At 46.0% G+C, this 19,230-nt stretch carries 19 protein-coding genes; 10 read left to right on the top strand and 9 right to left on the bottom strand.

Annotation, left to right across the window (positions count from 1 at the left end; translation table 11 throughout):
* Positions 1-218 precede the first annotated feature (218 nt).
* Positions 219-881, bottom strand: a complete 663-nt coding sequence (gene yihA / locus SSED_RS00495) for a ribosome biogenesis GTP-binding protein YihA/YsxC (RefSeq protein ID WP_012004234.1) — start codon at positions 879-881, stop codon at positions 219-221.
* Positions 882-1,050: 169 nt separating this feature from the next.
* On the opposite strand from yihA, the gene SSED_RS00490 reads away from it, so the two are divergent.
* The 7 genes from SSED_RS00490 to SSED_RS00460 all read left to right on the top strand — a co-directional run bounded on the left by SSED_RS00490 (position 1,051) and on the right by SSED_RS00460 (position 9,031).
* Positions 1,051-1,671: a c-type cytochrome gene (locus SSED_RS00490; protein ID WP_012004233.1), complete on the top strand. Its 621-nt coding sequence runs from the start codon at positions 1,051-1,053 to the stop codon at positions 1,669-1,671.
* 733 nt (positions 1,672-2,404) lie between these two features.
* On the top strand, positions 2,405-3,082 hold the full coding sequence (locus tag SSED_RS00485; RefSeq protein ID WP_041421469.1) for a methyltransferase domain-containing protein: 678 nt from the start codon (positions 2,405-2,407) through the stop codon (positions 3,080-3,082).
* Positions 3,083-3,130: 48 nt separating this feature from the next.
* Positions 3,131-3,667 carry a Der GTPase-activating protein YihI gene (gene yihI, locus SSED_RS00480; RefSeq protein ID WP_012004231.1) on the top strand — a complete coding sequence of 179 codons (537 nt, stop codon included), beginning with the start codon at positions 3,131-3,133 and terminating at the stop codon, positions 3,665-3,667.
* Between the two features lie 132 nt (positions 3,668-3,799).
* On the top strand, positions 3,800-4,279 hold the full coding sequence (locus SSED_RS00475) for a DUF2489 domain-containing protein (RefSeq protein ID WP_012004230.1): 480 nt from the start codon (positions 3,800-3,802) through the stop codon (positions 4,277-4,279).
* Between the two features lie 257 nt (positions 4,280-4,536).
* Complete coding sequence (hemN, locus tag SSED_RS00470; protein ID WP_083758921.1) at positions 4,537-5,913, top strand: oxygen-independent coproporphyrinogen III oxidase; 1,377 nt, start codon at positions 4,537-4,539, stop codon at positions 5,911-5,913.
* 191 nt (positions 5,914-6,104) lie between these two features.
* Positions 6,105-7,904, top strand: coding sequence for a DUF885 domain-containing protein (locus SSED_RS00465; protein WP_012004228.1), 1,800 nt, complete (start codon positions 6,105-6,107; stop codon positions 7,902-7,904).
* A 134-nt stretch (positions 7,905-8,038) separates the two neighbouring features.
* Positions 8,039-9,031 carry an alpha/beta fold hydrolase gene (locus SSED_RS00460; RefSeq protein WP_012004227.1) on the top strand — a complete coding sequence of 331 codons (993 nt, stop codon included), beginning with the start codon at positions 8,039-8,041 and terminating at the stop codon, positions 9,029-9,031.
* Positions 9,032-9,161: 130 nt separating this feature from the next.
* On the opposite strand, the gene flhA is transcribed toward SSED_RS00460, so the two are convergent.
* The 8 genes from flhA to SSED_RS00425 all read right to left on the bottom strand — a co-directional run bounded on the left by flhA (position 9,162) and on the right by SSED_RS00425 (position 15,885).
* Positions 9,162-11,243: a flagellar biosynthesis protein FlhA gene (flhA, locus tag SSED_RS00455; RefSeq protein ID WP_012004226.1), complete on the bottom strand. Its 2,082-nt coding sequence runs from the start codon at positions 11,241-11,243 to the stop codon at positions 9,162-9,164.
* A 203-nt stretch (positions 11,244-11,446) separates the two neighbouring features.
* Complete coding sequence (flhB, locus tag SSED_RS00450) at positions 11,447-12,577, bottom strand: flagellar biosynthesis protein FlhB (RefSeq protein ID WP_012004225.1); 1,131 nt, start codon at positions 12,575-12,577, stop codon at positions 11,447-11,449.
* 16 nt (positions 12,578-12,593) lie between these two features.
* On the bottom strand, positions 12,594-13,367 hold the full coding sequence (fliR, locus tag SSED_RS00445; RefSeq protein ID WP_012004224.1) for a flagellar biosynthetic protein FliR: 774 nt from the start codon (positions 13,365-13,367) through the stop codon (positions 12,594-12,596).
* Between the two features lie 2 nt (positions 13,368-13,369).
* Positions 13,370-13,639 carry a flagellar biosynthetic protein FliQ gene (locus SSED_RS00440; protein ID WP_012004223.1) on the bottom strand — a complete coding sequence of 90 codons (270 nt, stop codon included), beginning with the start codon at positions 13,637-13,639 and terminating at the stop codon, positions 13,370-13,372.
* Positions 13,640-13,643: 4 nt separating this feature from the next.
* Positions 13,644-13,784 (bottom strand): hypothetical protein, encoded by a 141-nt coding sequence (locus SSED_RS24730; RefSeq protein WP_190273177.1) that lies wholly within the window; start codon positions 13,782-13,784, stop codon positions 13,644-13,646.
* A 66-nt stretch (positions 13,785-13,850) separates the two neighbouring features.
* The gene (gene fliP / locus SSED_RS00435) at positions 13,851-14,579 is read right to left on the bottom strand and encodes a flagellar type III secretion system pore protein FliP (protein ID WP_012004222.1); all 729 of its coding nucleotides are present in this window, start codon (positions 14,577-14,579) and stop codon (positions 13,851-13,853) included.
* 2 nt (positions 14,580-14,581) lie between these two features.
* Positions 14,582-14,938 (bottom strand): flagellar motor switch protein FliN, encoded by a 357-nt coding sequence (gene fliN, locus SSED_RS00430; RefSeq protein WP_012004221.1) that lies wholly within the window; start codon positions 14,936-14,938, stop codon positions 14,582-14,584.
* An 80-nt stretch (positions 14,939-15,018) separates the two neighbouring features.
* Positions 15,019-15,885 (bottom strand): FliM/FliN family flagellar motor switch protein, encoded by an 867-nt coding sequence (locus SSED_RS00425; RefSeq protein WP_012004220.1) that lies wholly within the window; start codon positions 15,883-15,885, stop codon positions 15,019-15,021.
* A 666-nt stretch (positions 15,886-16,551) separates the two neighbouring features.
* Here SSED_RS00425 and SSED_RS00420 point away from each other — a divergent pair.
* The 3 genes from SSED_RS00420 to fliE are packed head-to-tail and all read left to right on the top strand — an operon-like array spanning position 16,552 to position 19,135.
* Positions 16,552-17,466 (top strand): MotY family protein, encoded by a 915-nt coding sequence (locus SSED_RS00420; RefSeq protein WP_012004219.1) that lies wholly within the window; start codon positions 16,552-16,554, stop codon positions 17,464-17,466.
* Positions 17,453-18,754: a sigma-54 dependent transcriptional regulator gene (locus SSED_RS00415; protein ID WP_012004218.1), complete on the top strand. Its 1,302-nt coding sequence runs from the start codon at positions 17,453-17,455 to the stop codon at positions 18,752-18,754. The genes SSED_RS00420 and SSED_RS00415 overlap by 14 nt, the downstream gene beginning before the upstream one ends.
* Positions 18,755-18,796: 42 nt before the next feature.
* Positions 18,797-19,135 carry a flagellar hook-basal body complex protein FliE gene (fliE, locus tag SSED_RS00410; protein WP_012004217.1) on the top strand — a complete coding sequence of 113 codons (339 nt, stop codon included), beginning with the start codon at positions 18,797-18,799 and terminating at the stop codon, positions 19,133-19,135.
* The last annotated feature ends 95 nt before the right edge of the window (positions 19,136-19,230 follow it).

The following is a 19,230-nucleotide window of genomic DNA, read 5'->3' as shown; positions in this document are numbered from 1 at the left end:
AATCTATTCCATGTATGCTGTCGTCATTGAGAGCCACCGAGTCTAACTTGGTGGTACTTGAGTCTTGTTGAATTTAGCTTCTCCCCAAAAGAGCTAATTTGGCCGATGGTAATGCCGTCGGCTTTTTTTTGTCTGAATTTCGGATAAAAAAAAGCTTCTCATTCCATTAAGGTAAAATGAGAAGCTCAATCGGTTCTGTAGGACTTTATTGCAAAGAGTTACTCTTCTTCAGTTTCTGCATCGGCAATAGCATCTGTCAGCCATTGCGGATGGCACCATTCGTTCAAGATACCCAATACCTTAGCCTTACCTATTCCTTTCAAAGATGAGAAAGGCTCGACCTTAACCCGGTCATCAAAATCACCTAAGTGCTTTCTCACCTCGTTCACCATCTTCATCCGCTCGCTCTGCTTTAACTTGTCAGCCTTAGTCAACAAGGCAAGCACCGGTATTTCACTCTCTAGCGCCCAGGCAATCATCTGCATATCCAGATCTTTCAGCGGATGCCTGATGTCCATCAGCACCACCATTCCCCCCAAACATTGGCGTTCCTGCAGGTATTCTCCCAGAGATTCCTGCCACTTTTTCTTCAAGGCAAGAGGAACTTGAGCAAATCCATACCCGGGAAGATCCACCAAGCGACGATTCTCATCTAATTCAAAAATGTTAATTAGCTGGGTTCTTCCCGGCGTTCTACTGGTTCTGGCCAGACTCTTCTGGTCAGTCAGTAAGTTCAATGCACTTGACTTACCAGCATTAGAGCGGCCAGCGAAGGCGATTTCCACTCCAGCATCCCCAGGTAAGTGCTCATTCAGATGAGCAATATCAGGAGCACTGATTAAAAACTTTGCTTTACGAAAATCAATACAAGATTCAGACACTACCCACTCCAAAAAATTTAGGTTTTGCACTTTAAATATCGAAGAGTTGCTTACATTTTCACAATTTCGTGTAAAATATTACCTCGATCACATAAGTTACATTTTATCACGCTTGCAGGCATTGCTAGTAAGCTCAGGACAAAAAAATTTAACAATAAGTTGGAACGCTATGAAAAAGTTAGCTCTTGCGCTATCAGTTTTAGCCTCAATCTCTACTCCTGCGGTAGCAGAAGGAGATGCTGAAGCTGGAAAAACTAAAGCCATTGTTTGTTCAGCCTGTCACGGTGTTGATGGTAACAGCCTGATAGACATGTATCCGAAACTTGCAGGCCAGCAAGCTACATACCTCAAGAAACAGCTACACGATTTTCGTAGCGCAGCTCAAACAGGCGGAAAAGAGGGACGTAACGACCCAATAATGGGTGGCATGGCAATGATGCTGAACGATCAGGATATCGAAGATGTCGCAGCATTTTATGCCTCACAGACATTAGCCGTTACTGAAGTCCAAAATATTCCGGCCTCTGGTGAGCAGCTATATAAAGGTGGTGACATGGTTCGTGGCATTACCGCCTGTATCGCCTGTCATGGTCCAGATGGTAGTGGTTCTGAGCTGGCTGGTTTCCCTGCGATTGGTGGTCAACACGCAAACTACCTAAAAATACAACTCAATAAGTTCCATGATGCAAATCGTAACAATGATATTAATGGCATGATGCAAGATATCTCCGGCAAGCTGACAAGCGAAGATGTAGAAGCATTATCTCAATATATATCAAGCCTTAAGTAAGATTAAGGAGTTGTTAATGAAAGGTGGCCAAGCCACCTTTTTTAACATCACAAAACTTACCTTTACGTAAACTTCACGCAAAAACATGCTTGACACGGATCACAGATTTAGGTTTAATGAGCCCGTACCGAGATGAACCCATCTGTTTGTATAAAAAATATTTAATAATAACGGACAGTTTTCGGTATTAATTACATTTAAGATATAAGAATAAATACATTCAATAACAATAATACAACTAAGACCACTCACTAAAAATAATAAGAGTCGTGATTTCAAATTGAAATCCAGGTCAGAAAGATTTTCGTAAGGACTTGGTTAGGAAGGCCAAACCGCTGTAATAGCACTCTCCTTACAGGTTTAGCGACAATTGCTCCGCAGCTTGCTGTTTTAGAGCCTTGCATCACTAAACTAAACGTAAAAAGACAGGGATGGTTTATTTAGCGTCAATGATGACGGTAGGATTGTGATGTGTCATGAAGACCATCTACGGAAGCTGTGGTCAGGAAGACTCAGGAATATGAAGAAAGCGTCTGGAAGACCAACAACTAAAAACTATGCATGGAAAGCAGACTAAAAAAAGATGGATACTGACCGGGAAAGTCGCATAGCAAGTATGGATACTTGGAATAAGATTTGGTGTCTTTGACACTTTGTGAAGGCGACAGTCATACTGTCGCCTTTTTTTATGGCAAAATAATCTAAATCTAAAATGGTGAACCGATCTATTACAATGCGTAGATGCCCCCTGTGCCACAATCAACACTCCTCTGTGTTTCACCAAGATAGAAAACGCAATATGTATCTCTGCGACCGGTGTCAACTCGTCTTCTCCGATGCCAACTCACATCTCCCTCCCCCGGTAGAAAAGCGCAGATATCAACAACAGGTCGCAAAGAATCAAAAACCTTTAAAGCAGTTCTTGATGAGTTTGATACTTCAATGTGAACAGCAGAGCACAGATCCGCTGATTGGCCTGAACTTCGGAAGAGTTGCCGAGCCTGACACGGTTTTGAGTGTAGAGTCTCATCGGCACACCCTATATCAATATGATCCATATTTTGCAGCCAACCATGACCTGCTCAAGCGCCAATATGACTTTATATGTTGCTACCGGGTTTTTGAACATTTTCGCTTTCCATTTAAAGAATGGTCTTTGCTCGGCAAGCTACTGAAGCCAGGGGCCTGGTTAGCCATCAGTACCAAGTTACTCACCGAATTGAGTGCATTTGACAGATGGCACCACAAGAATAACCTGACCCATGTTAGCTTTTATCAGCACTCAACCTTCGAGTTTCTAGCCCAACAGGCAGGTTTTAAGCTATTATTCGCAGCAAATGATCTCATTCTGGTGCAAAAACCATCAGGATCTGATATAAAACGCGACCAAAGTTCGCTTGATGATGTTTAATCGGCGCAACTATATAAAGTTTGTATTACCAGTTATTGAGAAAAAGCCATGGCACACTCTAAAAAATCGCGTAAAACCGATCAAAATGCACCAAAGTTAGCACCAAGATCCAAAAAGAATGAACGCGTTCTGGCTGGCAAAAAGAAAGAGACTGGAAATAAAGCTGGAAGCCGGCACAACTCAAATCTGGTCGGTGGCACTCAAGGCTCTGCAGCACAGAAAAAAGATCCACGTCATGGCAGCAAAACCGCGGTCAAACTCGATCTTCCAGGTCAAACCATCGCGCCGAAGAAAGAGAAAGGTCCAAAGCTGACCGATGAACAACGTCTGTTTAAGTTAGAGGAAGATCCAAGACTAAACCAACTTCTGGATATGCTGGAAGAGGGGAAAGACTTAAACGAAGAAGATCAGAAGTGGCTTAACAAGCAACTCAATACTATCGAATCACTCATGGAACGTTTAGGGATCACCGAGCAAGATGATCTTGACCATGCCATGAAGTCGGCAGTAGCCAGCAGCGATGATGACCTTCTCGATAAGTTCGAATCGGGTGCCGATCTGCTTAAAGATTACCAAGATAAGTAACGACGAATAGGTATACATATACCAAACCACTTCAAAATGCTGAACCCTGCATCTTGAAGTGGGTTGAGTATAATAGATGGCATCTCTTTCGATGCCATTTTTCTATAACAAGATATAGAGACAGGACAGGTAATGACGACAGCGCTTCTCATCTTAGGTTTCATCATCGTTATGACCTTAGCCGCTTATGCCACGGCATTATTACTCAAGCTTCGTAAACAAACCGCACAGCGGTTAAAGCGACAGCAGGAGCTGGACGAAATAAACAGAGCCAGAGTCGATGAGCACTTAGATAGCATACGCTATATTGCTACGGCCATGTTAGAGGAGAGGTGTGAGCTATCTGAAGGCGTAATGAGAATAGCAAAGTTATTTGGCATACTCTCGATGTCTGAACAGGTTGCGCCACAGTTTCCAGCAATTTTTAAGCACTTCGAAATAATCGAAGAACACCCCATCATGGCCGAAAGAAAGCAGCTTGAGAAGAAGCAGCGAATGAAGTTAGATTTCGCTCGTATGCGTTCGGAAGCAGAGCTTGAAACCGCCATTCTTGAGGAAGCTAAACAGTTGGTGACATACAGCCAAACAGAGATCCCGACACATTTACATTAGAGCCAGCTAAGATATAATCAAATTGGTTCAAAAGATGAATATTCGAAACAGGATTAGCCTTACATTAGAGTAAAATACAATAAGGCGTGAGTCTGTGCACAAATTCCCCATAAGAGCGCAGACATTCGGTCCTATTTCATGGATATTCACACTCTCATTGCTATGCGGATTCGTTTTTACAACATGGATCAAGGTTATTGAATAGATAACGATGCATACTTTAAACGTTGCTAAACTACCCTACCGGAGGACACGCCTTGAAGCAGCCCACCCAAATTAGTTGGGATCAGTCAATGATCGAAAAATACAATTACAGCGGTCCCCGTTATACCTCTTATCCTACTGCGCTGGAATTTGATGACTCTTTTACCGAAGAGAAATTGCTGACTTCAATTGAAAACAGTAAGAGTGACAAGCTTTCACTTTACGTCCACATCCCTTTCTGTGCCAAACTCTGTTATTACTGCGGCTGTAATAAGGTGATCACTCGCCATCAGCACAAAGCAGATCAGTACATTGAGTACCTTGCAGCTGAGATAGTAAAACGCGCACCACTATTCAAAAATTATTTAGTCACTCAAATACATTGGGGTGGCGGTACACCGACCTTCTTGAGTCCCGACCAAATCTTAAAACTATCGGCCTTAATCAAGTCCAGCTTCAATGTGGCTGATGAGGGTGAGTACTCGATCGAAGTTGACCCACGTGAAATTGAGCTATCTATGTTAGATACGCTTAAAGAAGCGGGCTTCAACCGTATCTCTATCGGTGTGCAAGATTTCAATAAGAAAGTCCAGATCGCGGTAAATCGCGAACAAGATGAGCAGTTCATCTTTGACCTGATGGCTAAGGCAAAAGAACTCGGTTTTGTCTCTACCAACATCGACCTTATCTACGGCTTGCCACATCAGACGCCTGAAACGTTTGCAGAGACGATGCAACGCGTTCTGGACCTGAACCCGGATCGCCTGTCTGTTTTCAACTATGCTCACCTGCCTGCACGCTTTGCAGCGCAGCGTAAGATTAAAGATGAAGACTTAGCCAGCCCTCAGCAGAAGCTGGATATGTTGCATCAAACCATCGAGACATTGACCGGCGCAGGGTATCAATATATCGGTATGGATCATTTTGCTAAGCCAGATGATGAGTTATCGATTCTTCAAAATGAAGGTCGTCTACACAGAAACTTCCAGGGCTACACTACCCAGGAAGAGTGTGATCTATTAGGTCTGGGTGTATCCTCAATCAGCCAAATTGGTGATTGTTACGCACAAAACCAAAAAGATATCCGCCCTTACTATGAATCTGTAGACAAGTCGGGTCATGCACTTTGGAAAGGCTGTAGCTTAAACCGCGACGATGAGATCCGCCGTGTGGTGATTAAGCAGTTGATCTGTCATTTCGAGCTGGATATGGCACAGATCGATGAGAAGCTCGGAATCAACTTCGAAGAGTACTTCGTAGAAGATCTGAAACTGCTGCAAACATTTATCGATGATAAGCTCGTCGATATTACAGATAGAAAGATCACCATCAGCCCAACGGGTCGCTTGCTAATCCGTAATATCTGTATCTGTTTCGATGTTTACTATCGTGAGAAAGCGCGTCAACAGCAGTTCTCAAGAGTGATCTGATTTTAAATAATTTTATTTAAAATACTCATAGAAAGCCGACTCATCGTCGGCTTTTTTGTGCCTGAAAAATAGAGAACACTTTCGAAATAACTCCCGATGAGATTACATACAAGAACGAAAAATAGTGCTAAATTCATCCAGCCTGATCGACTTATTTATAACTAAAACTAAAACGATGAAGGATAGATTCAATGTACAAAATTTTGGTACCCAGCCTACTTGCCTTCAGCTTAAGTGCCTGCCAGCTAAACCTAGTCAATACCGACCAGCCACAGGCTCCGGATATTCCGGTCGAGACACAAGCCAGCACGCAGTTGCAAGGCTTGATAGAAAAGTCATGGCTAATCACATTAGATGCCAGTCCGGATTTCGCCTACTCTCAAGGCAACTTAGATAAGGCGGGACAACTGACCGACCTGTCCCCTCTGGCTCTGGCTAACCTCAACAAGAGGCGACAGGTGATACTCTACTCACTAATGGCACTGGATAGAGGTCCGCTGACAAAAGAGGAAAAAATTAACGCGCAGATATTGCAAGATCAGCTGCAAAACAACGTCGACCTCTATCGTTATAAAGATCACTACCTCCCTATCTCTTCTGAGAGTGGTTTTCATGCCTATATCGCCTCGATAGCTAAGGCTCGTTTTGCAACTGAGCGGGACTATGGGAACTACATCGCCAAACTAAAAGCATTGCCAACCTACTTCGCTCAGCAGACTCATTGGTTACAACAGGGATTAGATAGTGGGATCACACCGCCTAAAATAACGCTCAAGGGGTTTGAAGAGAGCATCAGCGCTTTTATCGTACCGGTCGAACAGAGTGGTTACTTTAAACCTTTCACTCAGTACCCAAAGCATTTCACTGACTCACAGAAGACGGCATTGACCCAGGAGGGTCATGATCTGGTTCAGAATACCGTTCTCCCCCTGTATCGACAGTTCTATGATTTTATGACCCTGAGCTATATTCCCGGGGCCCGTACCAGTATCGCAACTGCCAGCCTTCCCGACGGTGAAGCCTTCTATGAAAACCGGGTCAGGTACTACACCACCCTGAATATGAACTCAGATCAGGTCCACCAGCTGGGATTAAAAGAGGTCAAACGTATCCGGGCTGAGATGGAAACGATTATCAACGAAGTAGGCTTTAAGGGTTCTTTTGCAGATTTCCTCCATTTCCTCAGAACCGATCCTCAATTCTACCCGACGACTGCCGAGGAGCTCTTAAAAGAGGCCGCTTATATTGCTAAGAAGGCCGATGCCATGCTGCCAAAGTATTTTGGCAAGCTCCCCCGCACTCCCTATGGCATTCAGGAAGTTCCGGCCGAGATCGCACCAAAATACACCACGGGACGCTACTCCGGCTCCAACAGAGACGATGAACCCGGCTATTACTGGGTCAACACCTATGCGCTGGATAAGCGACCGCTGTACGAGATGGAGGCCCTCACCCTTCATGAAGCTGTGCCGGGACACCACCTGCAGATATCCCTCAATACAGAACTCACTTCGCTACCTAACTTTCGCCGCTATAGCTATATATCGGCATTTGGCGAAGGGTGGGGGCTCTACTCCGAGTATCTTGGTTTAGAAGCGGGTTTCTACCAAGATCCCTACAGTAATTTTGGTCGTCTAACCTATGAGATGTGGCGAGCGGCCAGATTAGTTGTCGATACAGGCATGCACGCCAAGGGGTGGAGTCGCCAACAGGCCCTGGACTTCATGGCCAGTAACACCGCCCTCTCTATGCATAATGTCACCACGGAGATAGACAGGTATATCTCCTGGCCGGGACAGGCGCTGTCATACAAGATTGGAGAGCTCACCATAAAACGCTTGCGAGCCAAAGCGGAGGATGCACTGGGAGAAGAGTTTGATATCAGGGCCTTCCACGATGCGGTCCTGGAAAATGGCTCGGTGCCGATGCAGGTGCTGGAGCAGCAGATAGATGACTTTATCTCGGCCCAGAAAGCGATAAAGGGCAGCTAACGCTCCCATAGAGCAAGCCACCCTTTACGAGGCGAAGAGAAGCAAGGCAAGCTTCTCTTCGTAACTGGTGGCTCGCGGCCAATTTACTCTCTGTGCTACACTGCTAGTCAAGATAAATAATCTCAGTAAATATCATGTCGATAGCCCTCGAGCCACAAGCTAATATTCAAAACGATGCCCCCGGAATGAGTTTCTCATCCGAGCGAAACCTTGACTCAACAGAGCAACAGACAATGTGGTCACAGGTTACTGAATCGGTCATCAAAATTGATGATATCAGCTTAGCTTATTCGTTTATCGAGCATCCAAAAAGCCAGAAAGCCATAGTGATCAGCAGTGGCCGGATCGAGTCATACATTAAATACCGGGAACTTATCTTCGATCTCTATCGCCAGGGCTATAGCATCTACGCCCTTGATCATCGCGGACAAGGCCTGTCGAGCAGAACCACAAACAATCCCCAACAGGGACATATAGACAGATTCGAGACCTATATTGATGACTTTACTCACTTTATAGATGTCGTCGTTAAGAAAAAAAATTATAAGGACCTATTTCTGGTGGGTCACTCTATGGGGGGTACCATAGGCACCCTCTACATGGAGAAGCACCCAGATACCTTCAGGGCTGCCGCCTTTTCAGCCCCCATGTACGGCATCAAGTTGCCCATAAGTCGCCGATTTATCCGCTGGCTGGCGCAGTTGCTCGACACCACAGATTCAGACAAAGGGCCTAACTATGTGCTGGGGGGAGGTGACTATGAAGCCGTTGAGTTTGCCAAAAATGACCTGACTAACTGCCAACTTCGCTATGACAATTACAAGAAGTTGTACCTACAACACCCACAGGTGCAGGTGGGCTCACCGACCAACCGCTGGTTACATGAGTCTATCGATGCGGCTGAGCGGGCAATCTCAGCGGCACGGAATAGCCAGATGCCCATCCTAATCCTCCAGGCCGATGAGGACACGGTTGTCGATAACTTCGCTCAATATCACGCCGTTGGCGGACTCTGCCAACTCATTAATATTCCCCATGCACGTCATGAGGTTTTTATGGAGCAGGATGAGAGCAGAAATATGGCATTAACTGAACTGGTTAACTTCCTACAGGCCCATGCTTCTTAATTAGCCGATACACTCGGCAAGAGCAGAGACTAGCCTCTGTTAATTTAAGAACAGATTATATTCACAAAGTAACTCGATACCAGATAAAGCAGGTTTAAGGGGCTAAATATGCCCCTTAATGACGCTCTTACTAGCCAAGTTGCCCCGCGACCATCAACTCCCGAGTCTCTGGGATCTCATTGTATGAGAGCACATGTAACCCTCTGGCAAAAGCCAATGCGTATCGGGCAAGGATAGGCCTGAGTTGTGGCGATACCAGCAACATAGGGCTATGACCCTGCTCCTTGGCATCCGCTAATATTTGCGGCATCTTCTGCTGCAACTGTGCGAGCAGCTGCGGCTCTACCGGAAAACTGTCCAGTGCAACCTTCCCCTGCTGCTGAGACTGGTTAAGCGCGGTCATCAAGGTCTGCTCCAGCTCCGGTGCCAAGGTCAATACATTGATCTGCGGAGCTGAGCCTGCGATAGAGTGAAGAATACTATTACGGAGGGCACAACGTACATCGGCGGCCAACAGGACAGGATCTTTACTGTTTTCACTGCAATCGAGCAGGGTCGTCGCTATGGTGCGAATATCTTTCAGCGACACCTGCTCTTTCAACAACAGACGATACACCTTAAGCTGCTGGATTGGGGTCAATGCCGTACTTAAAGATTCGGCCAATTTAGGTGACTGTTTCGCGAGGCGATCGCTCAAGGCGATAACATCATCATGTTGCAGCATATCCGGTAAAGATTCACGTATAAGCTTACTCACATGCGTCGCGATAACGGTGGCATTATCGACAACCGAATACCCCAGATTTAAAGCCTTAGCCTTTAGCTCTGGCTCAATCCAGGTCGCATCCATGTTGTAGGCAGGTTCCTTGGTTATTACACCATCTATATCACCGAAAACCGGACCACTCTTAATGGCCATCATTCGCTCCGGTTCCAGCTCCGCGGTCACCACTGGGTTGCCCATCAGGTTAATTTGATAAGCATTGGGCGCTAAGGCTAAATTATCCCTGACCCTGACTTCTGCGAGTAAAAATCCCGCTTGCTCAGACAAGGTTCGCCTGATTCCCGTCAGTCGTTTTTGCAACTCGGCGCCCTTGCTGCGCTCAACCAGGTGTACTAAGCGGTAACCCAAGCGCACCTCGATAAGATCGGTGAACGGCAATGCATCCCAGCTTGGGGCCGAAGGCTCTGACAGACTCTTCTCCAACTGCTCTTCAACTTCAGTTTCTGGCTGGACCGACCTTCCCTGGCTCTGCTTCCAGGCTGCAAAACCTAACAAGGCGGCAAATGAGAGGAAGACAAAAGCAGGCATGCCCGGTACTAAACCCAAGATAGTCATCACCGCCGCAGCGGTAGCCAACGTCTTAGGGTTAGCCAACAACTGCTTACTCAGTTGAGTCGGCATCTCCTCGGCATCGGAGACTCGCGTCACGATAATCGCCGCCGCAGTAGCCAACAACAGAGAAGGAATTTGGGCAACGAGTCCATCACCAATGGTCAGCAGGGCGTAAGTCCTGAATGCCTCTCCTGCACTCAGACCATGCATGAAGACACCAATAGCGATACCGCCAAGAATATTGATGGCCAAGATCATTAAACCTGCAATGGCATCACCACGAACAAATTTAGATGCACCATCCATAGAACCATAGAAATCGGCTTCACGGGCGACATCCTGACGACGTACTCTCGCTTGTTCCTGGCTCAAGACCCCCGCATTGAGATCCGCATCGATAGCCATCTGCTTGCCAGGAAGCGCATCGAGAGTAAAGCGAGCCGATACCTCAGAGATCCGCTCTCCACCTTTAGTGATCACCACAAAGTTAATAATCATCAAGATTAAGAAGATCACCCCACCGACGACATAGTTACCATTGATAACTACCTCACCAAACGCCTGGATCACACGTCCTGCGGCGTCTCCCCCCTGATGTCCTTCGATGAGAACCACACGCGTCGAAGCCACATTCAAGGTTAACCGCATCAAGGTGGCTAACAAGAGCACTGTCGGAAAGACCGAAAAGTCGATGGGACGCCTGATGGAAACACTGACAAGCAACACCATCACCGCCAGCACAATGTTGAAGGTAAACAGGATATCCAGCAACCAAGGAGGCAGTGGAAGAATAACCATGGCAAGAATGGCTAGCAGCATGATAGGGATCCCTATATAACTGCGATTGCCTGCAAAAGTGCGCGATAACCAGTTCATGGTTTAATATCCTCAAATCGTGTCGCTATATCTTGTTGAGCGACGGTGATGAAATAAAAGTGAGTTAATGGGTCTCTAGTCACGACGTAAGTTCAGTGGAATAAAGAACTTGGATAGAGGCCCTGGTTTTCTCTGTTTGTCTAGCCTTCGGTCATCGTTAGTTAACGAATCTCAGCTCCCTATTCATTTATCTATTCGTTTCCTTAGTCACGACGTAGATGGGGCGGAATAAAGAAATTAGGTAGCGGGTCTGGTCTTTGCTGCTTACCCTGCCGCGCAGCCTTAATCTGCAACACATAGCTGAGCACATGAGCGATGGCAATAAACAGGGCGGCCGGGATCTGCTGCTCGACTTGGGTCGAGTAGTAGATAGCACGCGCCAATGGCGGCAGTTCGATCACTTCAACATCATGATGTTTGGCAATCTGGCGCATATATAACGCCAGTTCATCTGTTCCCTTAGTGAGCACGTAAGGTGCATCGGCTTTTTCGACATCATATTTAAGCGCGACAGCATAATGGTTGGGGTTAACCAGCAAGACATCGGCTTGTGGGATCGCAACATCGGCCCTGGAACGGCCGATGCGCTGTTGTAACTGACGAATTTTCGCCTTAATCTCTGGCTTTCCTTCCTGCTGCTTGTGCTCATCTTTCACATCCTGGCGGGACATCTTCAACTCGTTATGGTGGTGCCAATACTGATATGGAACGTCGATAAAGGTGATCACCAGCATGCCTATCCCCAAATAGAGCATTCCCAAAGACAAGATGTCGATCCCCTTACGTACGGCTTCATCGATTGGAAGTTGGCTATAGCCCAACAGGCTTTGCAGGTTATGTTCGAGGAAGGTAAACATGATGCCGATCAGCAAGACAATTTTAAGTATCGACTTCACCAGCTCAACCAGAGACTTCATCGAGAACATCCGCCCTATGCCAGCTATGGGGTCGATGCGACTGTATTTGAATGCGGCATTTTTAAAATTAAAAACCGGTCCACCAGGCATAGATCCCGCCACCATGGCCAGTACTGCGATCAAAACAATAATGGGGCCCAAAATGTTGAGGATCTCCACCAAGGAGGTGCCTAAGTGGCTCATCATCATCCCAGGCTCATCCAATTCAGCCTTGGTGAGTGACATATTGTACTGAGCCACCCGTGCAACCCGTGTGGCAAACCAGTCTGCACTCGCCGTCAGCATCAGGGAGCAACCTATGATTAAGGCTGTAGCCGCGAGATCTTTGGATCTGGGAACCTGCCCCTGATCCTGTGCCTTCTTGAGTTTCTGCGGGGTCGCCTTTTCCGTTTTACTCTGACCGGTATCTTTACTCATCTCGCATCACCACTCCTTAACCACCGATAAATTGATACATAGCTTCGAGCGCATCGAGACAGATATCGCTGTAACGGGTAGGCAAACCACTAAAAGAGAGCATTACGCACAGCAATCCCATCAGCATCGACATGGGAAAGCCTAATGCAAATACATTCAAAGATGGGGCGGCGCGACTCAGAACACCAAAGGTAATATTCACCATCAACATGGCTAAGATAGAGGGCAAGGCTAACATCAGAGCCGATGCAAAGATCCAGGCAAAGCGGCTAACGAGTCCCATGAGAGGAAGATCTAATACCCCGGAACCAATGGGCCAGAGACGAAAACTATCGACGAGTACACCTATCGCGACCAGGTGCCCATCCAGAGCAAGAAAGAGTAACGTGCCATACAGCAGAAACCACTGCCCCAAAATAGGATTGGAGCTGCCGTTAGCCGGGTCATTCATCACAGCCATAGCCAGTCCCATCTGCATGGACATCATGGCACCTAGCAGCGTCATCACATGGATCATTATGGTCAGAAATAGCCCCAACATAAACCCGACCAGCAACTGCTCGATCGCCAGAAACAGTGCCCCGATAGAGATGGCATCGACGCTGGGTAGAGGCGGTAACATGGGAGCGAGCAAGGTTGAAATCGTGAGTGCCAGCAATACCCTTACCGTAACGGGAATATAACTGCTGCTCAAAAATGGCATCACCATAAACGCGCCCATAATACGAAAAAATGGCCACCAGAAAATACCGATAAATGAGCTGAGTTGAGCCGAGGTCAGAGACAGCATAGTTAACCTATGATGTGGGGGATGTTCATAAACAGGCGATCAAACAGATCTGAGATCTGTTGCAATAGCCACTGTCCGGAGAACAACACCATTAAGAGAGTCAGCACCAGTCTGGGTAAGAAACTGAGCGTTTGCTCGTTAACTTGTGTCGCCGCCTGAAACACCGCAATAATCAATCCCACCAACAGGCTAGGAACAACCAAAACGCCAACCATGGCAACCACCAAATAGATGGCATCGGAAAAGATAGAGGTCAGCTCGTTAACTTCCATTGCGTTACCTTAATCCCGGAGCCAACAGACTGAGCACAAGCTCCCAGCCGTCGAATAACACTATGACGCTGACCAGCAAGCATGCTGAAAAATAGAGTATATCGACCCAAGAGATCAGCCGCCCTTTTATATTAATTAGTTGCATTCAACTCACCAAAAGCCATCTTTAAACGACAGCCGATAACTATCGGCTATTTTTATCCAAAACCAGCTATCCAAAACTGGCAACTAACGTACTGACCGTCATAGACCAGCCATCCACCAGGACGAACACCATCAACTTAAAAGGCAATGAGATAATCAGAGGCGAAAGCATCATCATCCCCATCGACATCAGCACACTGGCTACCACCAAGTCGATAACAAGAAAAGGAAGGAACAGGAGGAAACCAATCTGGAAGGCGGTTTTAAGCTCACTCAACACGAAAGCCGGCATAAGCACAAAGAAGGGGATCTCATCGGCCGTGAGTGTCACGGGTTCATCTGCGATTTTTAGCATCTGCTCAAGATCGGTTTCCCGAGTCTGCGCCAACATAAACTTACGCAAAGGTACGACACCAATATTGACCGCCTCGGGTAACTCTATCAGCCCCTGATCATAGGGCAGATAAGCCTCATCATACATAACCTGACCCACAGGTCTCATCACGAATAGGGTGAGCACTAAAGCGATGCCGAGTAACACCTTGTTAGGCGGACTCTGTTGCAGACCCAGTGCCTGCCGCAAAATAGCCAGCACCACAATGATGCGGGTAAAACTGGTCAGCATCATTAACAGTGCGGGTAGAAAACTCAGCACTGTCATCAGGGCCAGGATCTCTAGCTTGATGTTGACCGATTGACTTTGCTGGCCATCATCTAAGGTAAATAGCGTAAAACCATCATTTGCAAATGCACTCGGTGCCAGTAAGCAAAAGAGAAGCAACAGTGCTCGAAGCATAATCAGTCATTCGCCCCGGTTAGACTGATGGCTTCAACTTCCAATAAACGCACTCCATATCGGCCATTAACTTCAACCACTTCCCCTCTGCCGAGCAAAGCACCATTAACACGTATATCTAATGGCTCTCCTACCATGCGATCGAGAGCAACTACATCACCCTCTCCCATTCGAGTCAGCTCTCCCAGAGACATCTCGGCACTCGCCAATTCTAACGTCACCTGTACCGGCAACTGATGAAAGAATGAGATATCTTTAACGGGTTTTGGGCTACTCATCTCTTGAACAGCCTCCTCTTCACCAAAAAGATTATCATCCAATAAAAAATCATCGTCTTGTAACATAGTATGTTCTGTCATCGTGCAGTCCTATCGCTGGCAAGCATCTTAAAGTTATTCAAAATCTATATAAGTCATTCATTTAACAAGAAGTCTGAGTACTATCCTTGCTGATAAATATCCTGGGCTAATTTGGCAACCATCTGGCCATCATGGGTATGAATTGCAGCGTAAAAAAGAGGTCGCTTTCCCACTGTTACCGGGCAGCGAGAATGTAAATTCATGGGTAATATGTCACCAACTTCAAGGCCATGAAGTGAAGTCACCGGCGTGCTTTGACGACCAAGTTCAAACAATATCTTTATGGGGATCTGCCTCAGGCGATATGAGAGCTTTTCGGCTAAATCAGGTGTTGCCATGTATTGGCTAGGCTGCTCAGACATTAATCCCAGTAGGTGTTCAGTCATACAAAACAACATAGGAGCCACCTTATGCTCTACCGGAAAAGCTATCTCCCAAATCACAGGTGAATCGATAGGCGTACTATTGACCACCAACTCCAGCTCTAATGCATTTTCATCAAGCTCTGCTGTAGGCAGAACCTTGAGCGCGGCAAGCATCAATTTTTTTGCCAATCTAAACTCCGATTGGCTGGGGGCTCGCAAAGGAGACTTCAAGAGAGTCGCCAGACTTCCATAATAGCCACTAGCCAATTGGTCCAGAGTACATTTATCGATTCGCCACCACGCCAAAGGCAGCCGCTGATAACGAAGTAGAAACCAGCCATTATTGATATCGGGTACCACGGACTGATCACTGTCGGTCAATGAAATACTCGATAACGCATGATGACCCTGTCTGATAATGGGGTTGAGCACCCCATTAGCCGCCTCAAGAAAGGAGCGCTGACAAGCATCAACTTGAATCAATAACCGACTACGGGCTAACTTCTCCTGAATTAATGCAACAGGTCTAACCCGCTCACACCGAGAAGCTTTAAGTAAACATGCTTTCGCCGTTGTTTTCATTTTAATTCCAAACCTATAAACACCAAAGTCAAATAAATGCCTAAAAACAAAAACAGACATTAAAATGACGCGCGACAATTTTATGACGAGCAAAATATAAAAAACAACAAAACTAAATAACAACCTAATAAAGCAAACGCAAACCAACAAACAATGAAGACAATAAAAATCTAATAAACAAAAACGACAAAGAAATACAAATCAACAAACAAAGAATATGTAAAGCGACCGAAAACCAAAAAACTTTAATTATTTTTTAAAAATATTTAATTTAGTGTAAAAATAATGCAAAAAGCATCATTTTCAGAATAACAACCAAGTATCAAGCTATAAAAACAACAGGTTACTGATTGAAAAATACCCGCAGCAACGAATCGCCCTGTATGAAGAAGAGTGAATAAATGATTCTTTTCTGTTGAAGTGATTATTTTCAATTAAAAGATACCAGTAGGAAACCATACTTTCAACTAGTCAATTCTCACAAAAAACATTAATTCGAAAAAAAACAATTTACATAATCAATTATTAGTGTTTAATTATAGCGCATCAATATTAGCTCAAACAAAAACACTAAAATATAAATAAACACTCTCAAAACACATAACAAATATTAAATATCAAATAACAAGTTTATTTATACTCGCACAATAAAAGGAACATGAAGCATTGAAAATCTCTGCTCATATAAAACTCTACTCACTGTCTTTTTTTCTGCTTATATCGAATATTGCAACAGCAAGTAGTACCCGCTATCAAACTCCTTTAGAGCAGGCCAAATGGGACTTCACCGGAAATCGCTTTATTTGCCAGATTGAACATAAGGTAAATGGCTTTGGCGAATTTAAATTGATCGCGAGACCAGGTACATCTCTGAGCCTGCAGCTCGATGCAGATTGGCTCTCCTTTGAACAAACGACGAGCCAGGCAAAGGTGGTTTCTCCGTCATGGAGTCAAACCGATAGCTTAAGTTCCGGAGCTACCCACCTGAAATGGCATGGTCGAACTGCCATCAGCGATGACACAACAAGCAAATTTTTAGAAGCCTTAGAGCAAGGGCTTGCCTGGCAGGTCTTAATTCTGGCCCGTGACGGTATCTCATATAAGGTAGAAACCAGCCCCATTAATACTCAGGCTATTGCGAATAAGTTCAAACTTTGTCGTCAAGAATTACTGCCAAAACCTTTCTCATATGTTCGCCGTGTCGATATCCAATTTGAATCGGGCACCAGTAAGCTCACCGCTGCACACGAAGTCGATTTAGAGGCTATTGCACAATATGTTCAAGCCGATGCGACAGTGAAGGAAATTTTGGTCGATGCACACGCCGATGCTTCCGGTGAGCACTTAGCCAATTTGGTATTAAGCAAAGAGAGAGCCGACGAGGTGGCATCCCGTCTATTTGAGTTGGGCATTCAGAAACAAAAAATTCAGGTTCGCCATCATGGTGCCCGCTCTCCAATAGTCAGTAATAACAGCCCTGAAGGAAGAGAGATAAATCGCAGGGTCACGATTCGTTTAATTAAGTCCCACACTAAGACTGCGAACAGTAACCCAACCGGAGTTAACAATGCCTCTCTCTAATTTCAGATTAGTCGATGCAGCACTCGCAGAGCAGTGTGTTGAGCAACTCTCTTTGCAAGGCTTTGAGCTTTGGCAACCGGGCTCCGACACGCCTTGGATCAGCATGATCGATCTATCCAGCTGTACCTGTGATGAGTTGGTAAAAAAACTTTCCCTCTACCCGGGTAAAAATCAGATCGCACTGCTGGATCCGGAACAAACTGAGCTGGCAACAAGGGCTATGCAGCTAGGCGTGCAAGACTACCTACTGCTCCCTCTCGATGGTGATCAGGTCATCTCACTACTGCAAAGGTTAAGACGGTTAGAGCAACCGGATACCGACTTAGTCGTCTCCTCGACGGTGAGCCGTCAGCTATTGATGTTAGCCCATAGGGCTGCAACAACCGAAGCCAGTGTACTGTTAACCGGTGAGAGCGGTACAGGTAAGGAGCCGATAGCACGTTATATCCATCAAAACTCGAACCGCGCTAATCAGCCCTTTATTGCCGTCAACTGTGCAGCGATCCCCGAGAGCATTCTTGAGTCAATTCTGTTTGGCCATGTCAAAGGCGCATTCACTGGTGCATCCAGTGATCAGCCCGGTAAGTTTGAACTTGCCAATGGAGGAACCTTACTCTTAGATGAGATCGGTGAAATGCCTTTTATTTTGCAATCTAAGCTATTGCGGGTGCTGCAGGAGAGAGAGGTCGAGCGTCTGGGAGGCCACAGATCCATCCCTTTGAATATTCGCGTCATCGCCTCAACGAATAAGGATCTCCGTAAGGCCGTTAAGTCCGGCGAATTTAGAGAAGACCTATTTTATCGTTTAGACGTATTACCACTGAAAATATCTCCCCTGCGTGAACGACGTGAAGATATTCTGCCGTTGGCGGAGCACTTTCTGCAAAGGTATAAACAACTCAGCGATAACCAGGCTTGTTATTTCAGTGAAGCTGCGCAACAACGCCTGCTGTCTCACGATTGGCCTGGCAATGTCAGAGAGCTGGAAAATACCATTCAACGAGCCTTAGTCATGCGCAGAGGCCAGGCGTTACAAGCTGCCGAGCTGGGAATTGAATCGAAAGAGCATCACGCCAAAGTGAGAGTCGAAAGTTCAGAACAAGGGCTCAAGGCCTCTAAAAGACAAGCCGAATTCCAGTATATCTTAGATACCCTCAAACGTTTCAACGGCCACCGAAGTCAAAGCGCTCAATCTCTGGGTATGACAACCAGAGCCTTGAGATACAAGCTGGTTCAGATGCGTGAAGAGGGAATAGATATCGAACAAGCCTTGGGTCATGCCGCTTAATTACCATTGCTAAAACAAACATATCACCGATAGGAAAAGCAGATGTCAAATTCAACCTTAGTCAACCCTCAGTCCATGATGGACACCTTGAGTATCCACTCTGAGATGGCTAAAGGGGCGATAAAAATAACTCCTAATCCTAAAGATCATGGCTTACAGCCAGCTTCATTTACTGAACTTATGGAGAGTAAAGTTGCGGCAGTGAATTTAGATCAGAATACCTCATCGGCTTTGATGAGAGCCGTGGACAGTGGCGAAAGTGACGATCTTGTAGGAGCCATGGTGGCATCGCAAAAAGCCAGCCTCTCCTTTTCAACCATGATCCAGATCCGTAATCGCTTAGTTCAGGCCTTTGATGAAGTGATGAAAATGCCACTGTAGCGCCGATAACAGGCGCTGCTCAATAAATTTTAACATCGTTGGTTTTGACAAGGTGGGCCACAACAAAGGCCCTCTTTCTGAAGGATTAAATAAGA

Origin of the sequence: Shewanella sediminis HAW-EB3, from assembly GCF_000018025.1 — a bacterium.
GTDB classification, from domain to species: domain Bacteria; phylum Pseudomonadota; class Gammaproteobacteria; order Enterobacterales; family Shewanellaceae; genus Shewanella; species Shewanella sediminis.
This window is presented reverse-complemented; position numbering and strand designations above follow the sequence as displayed.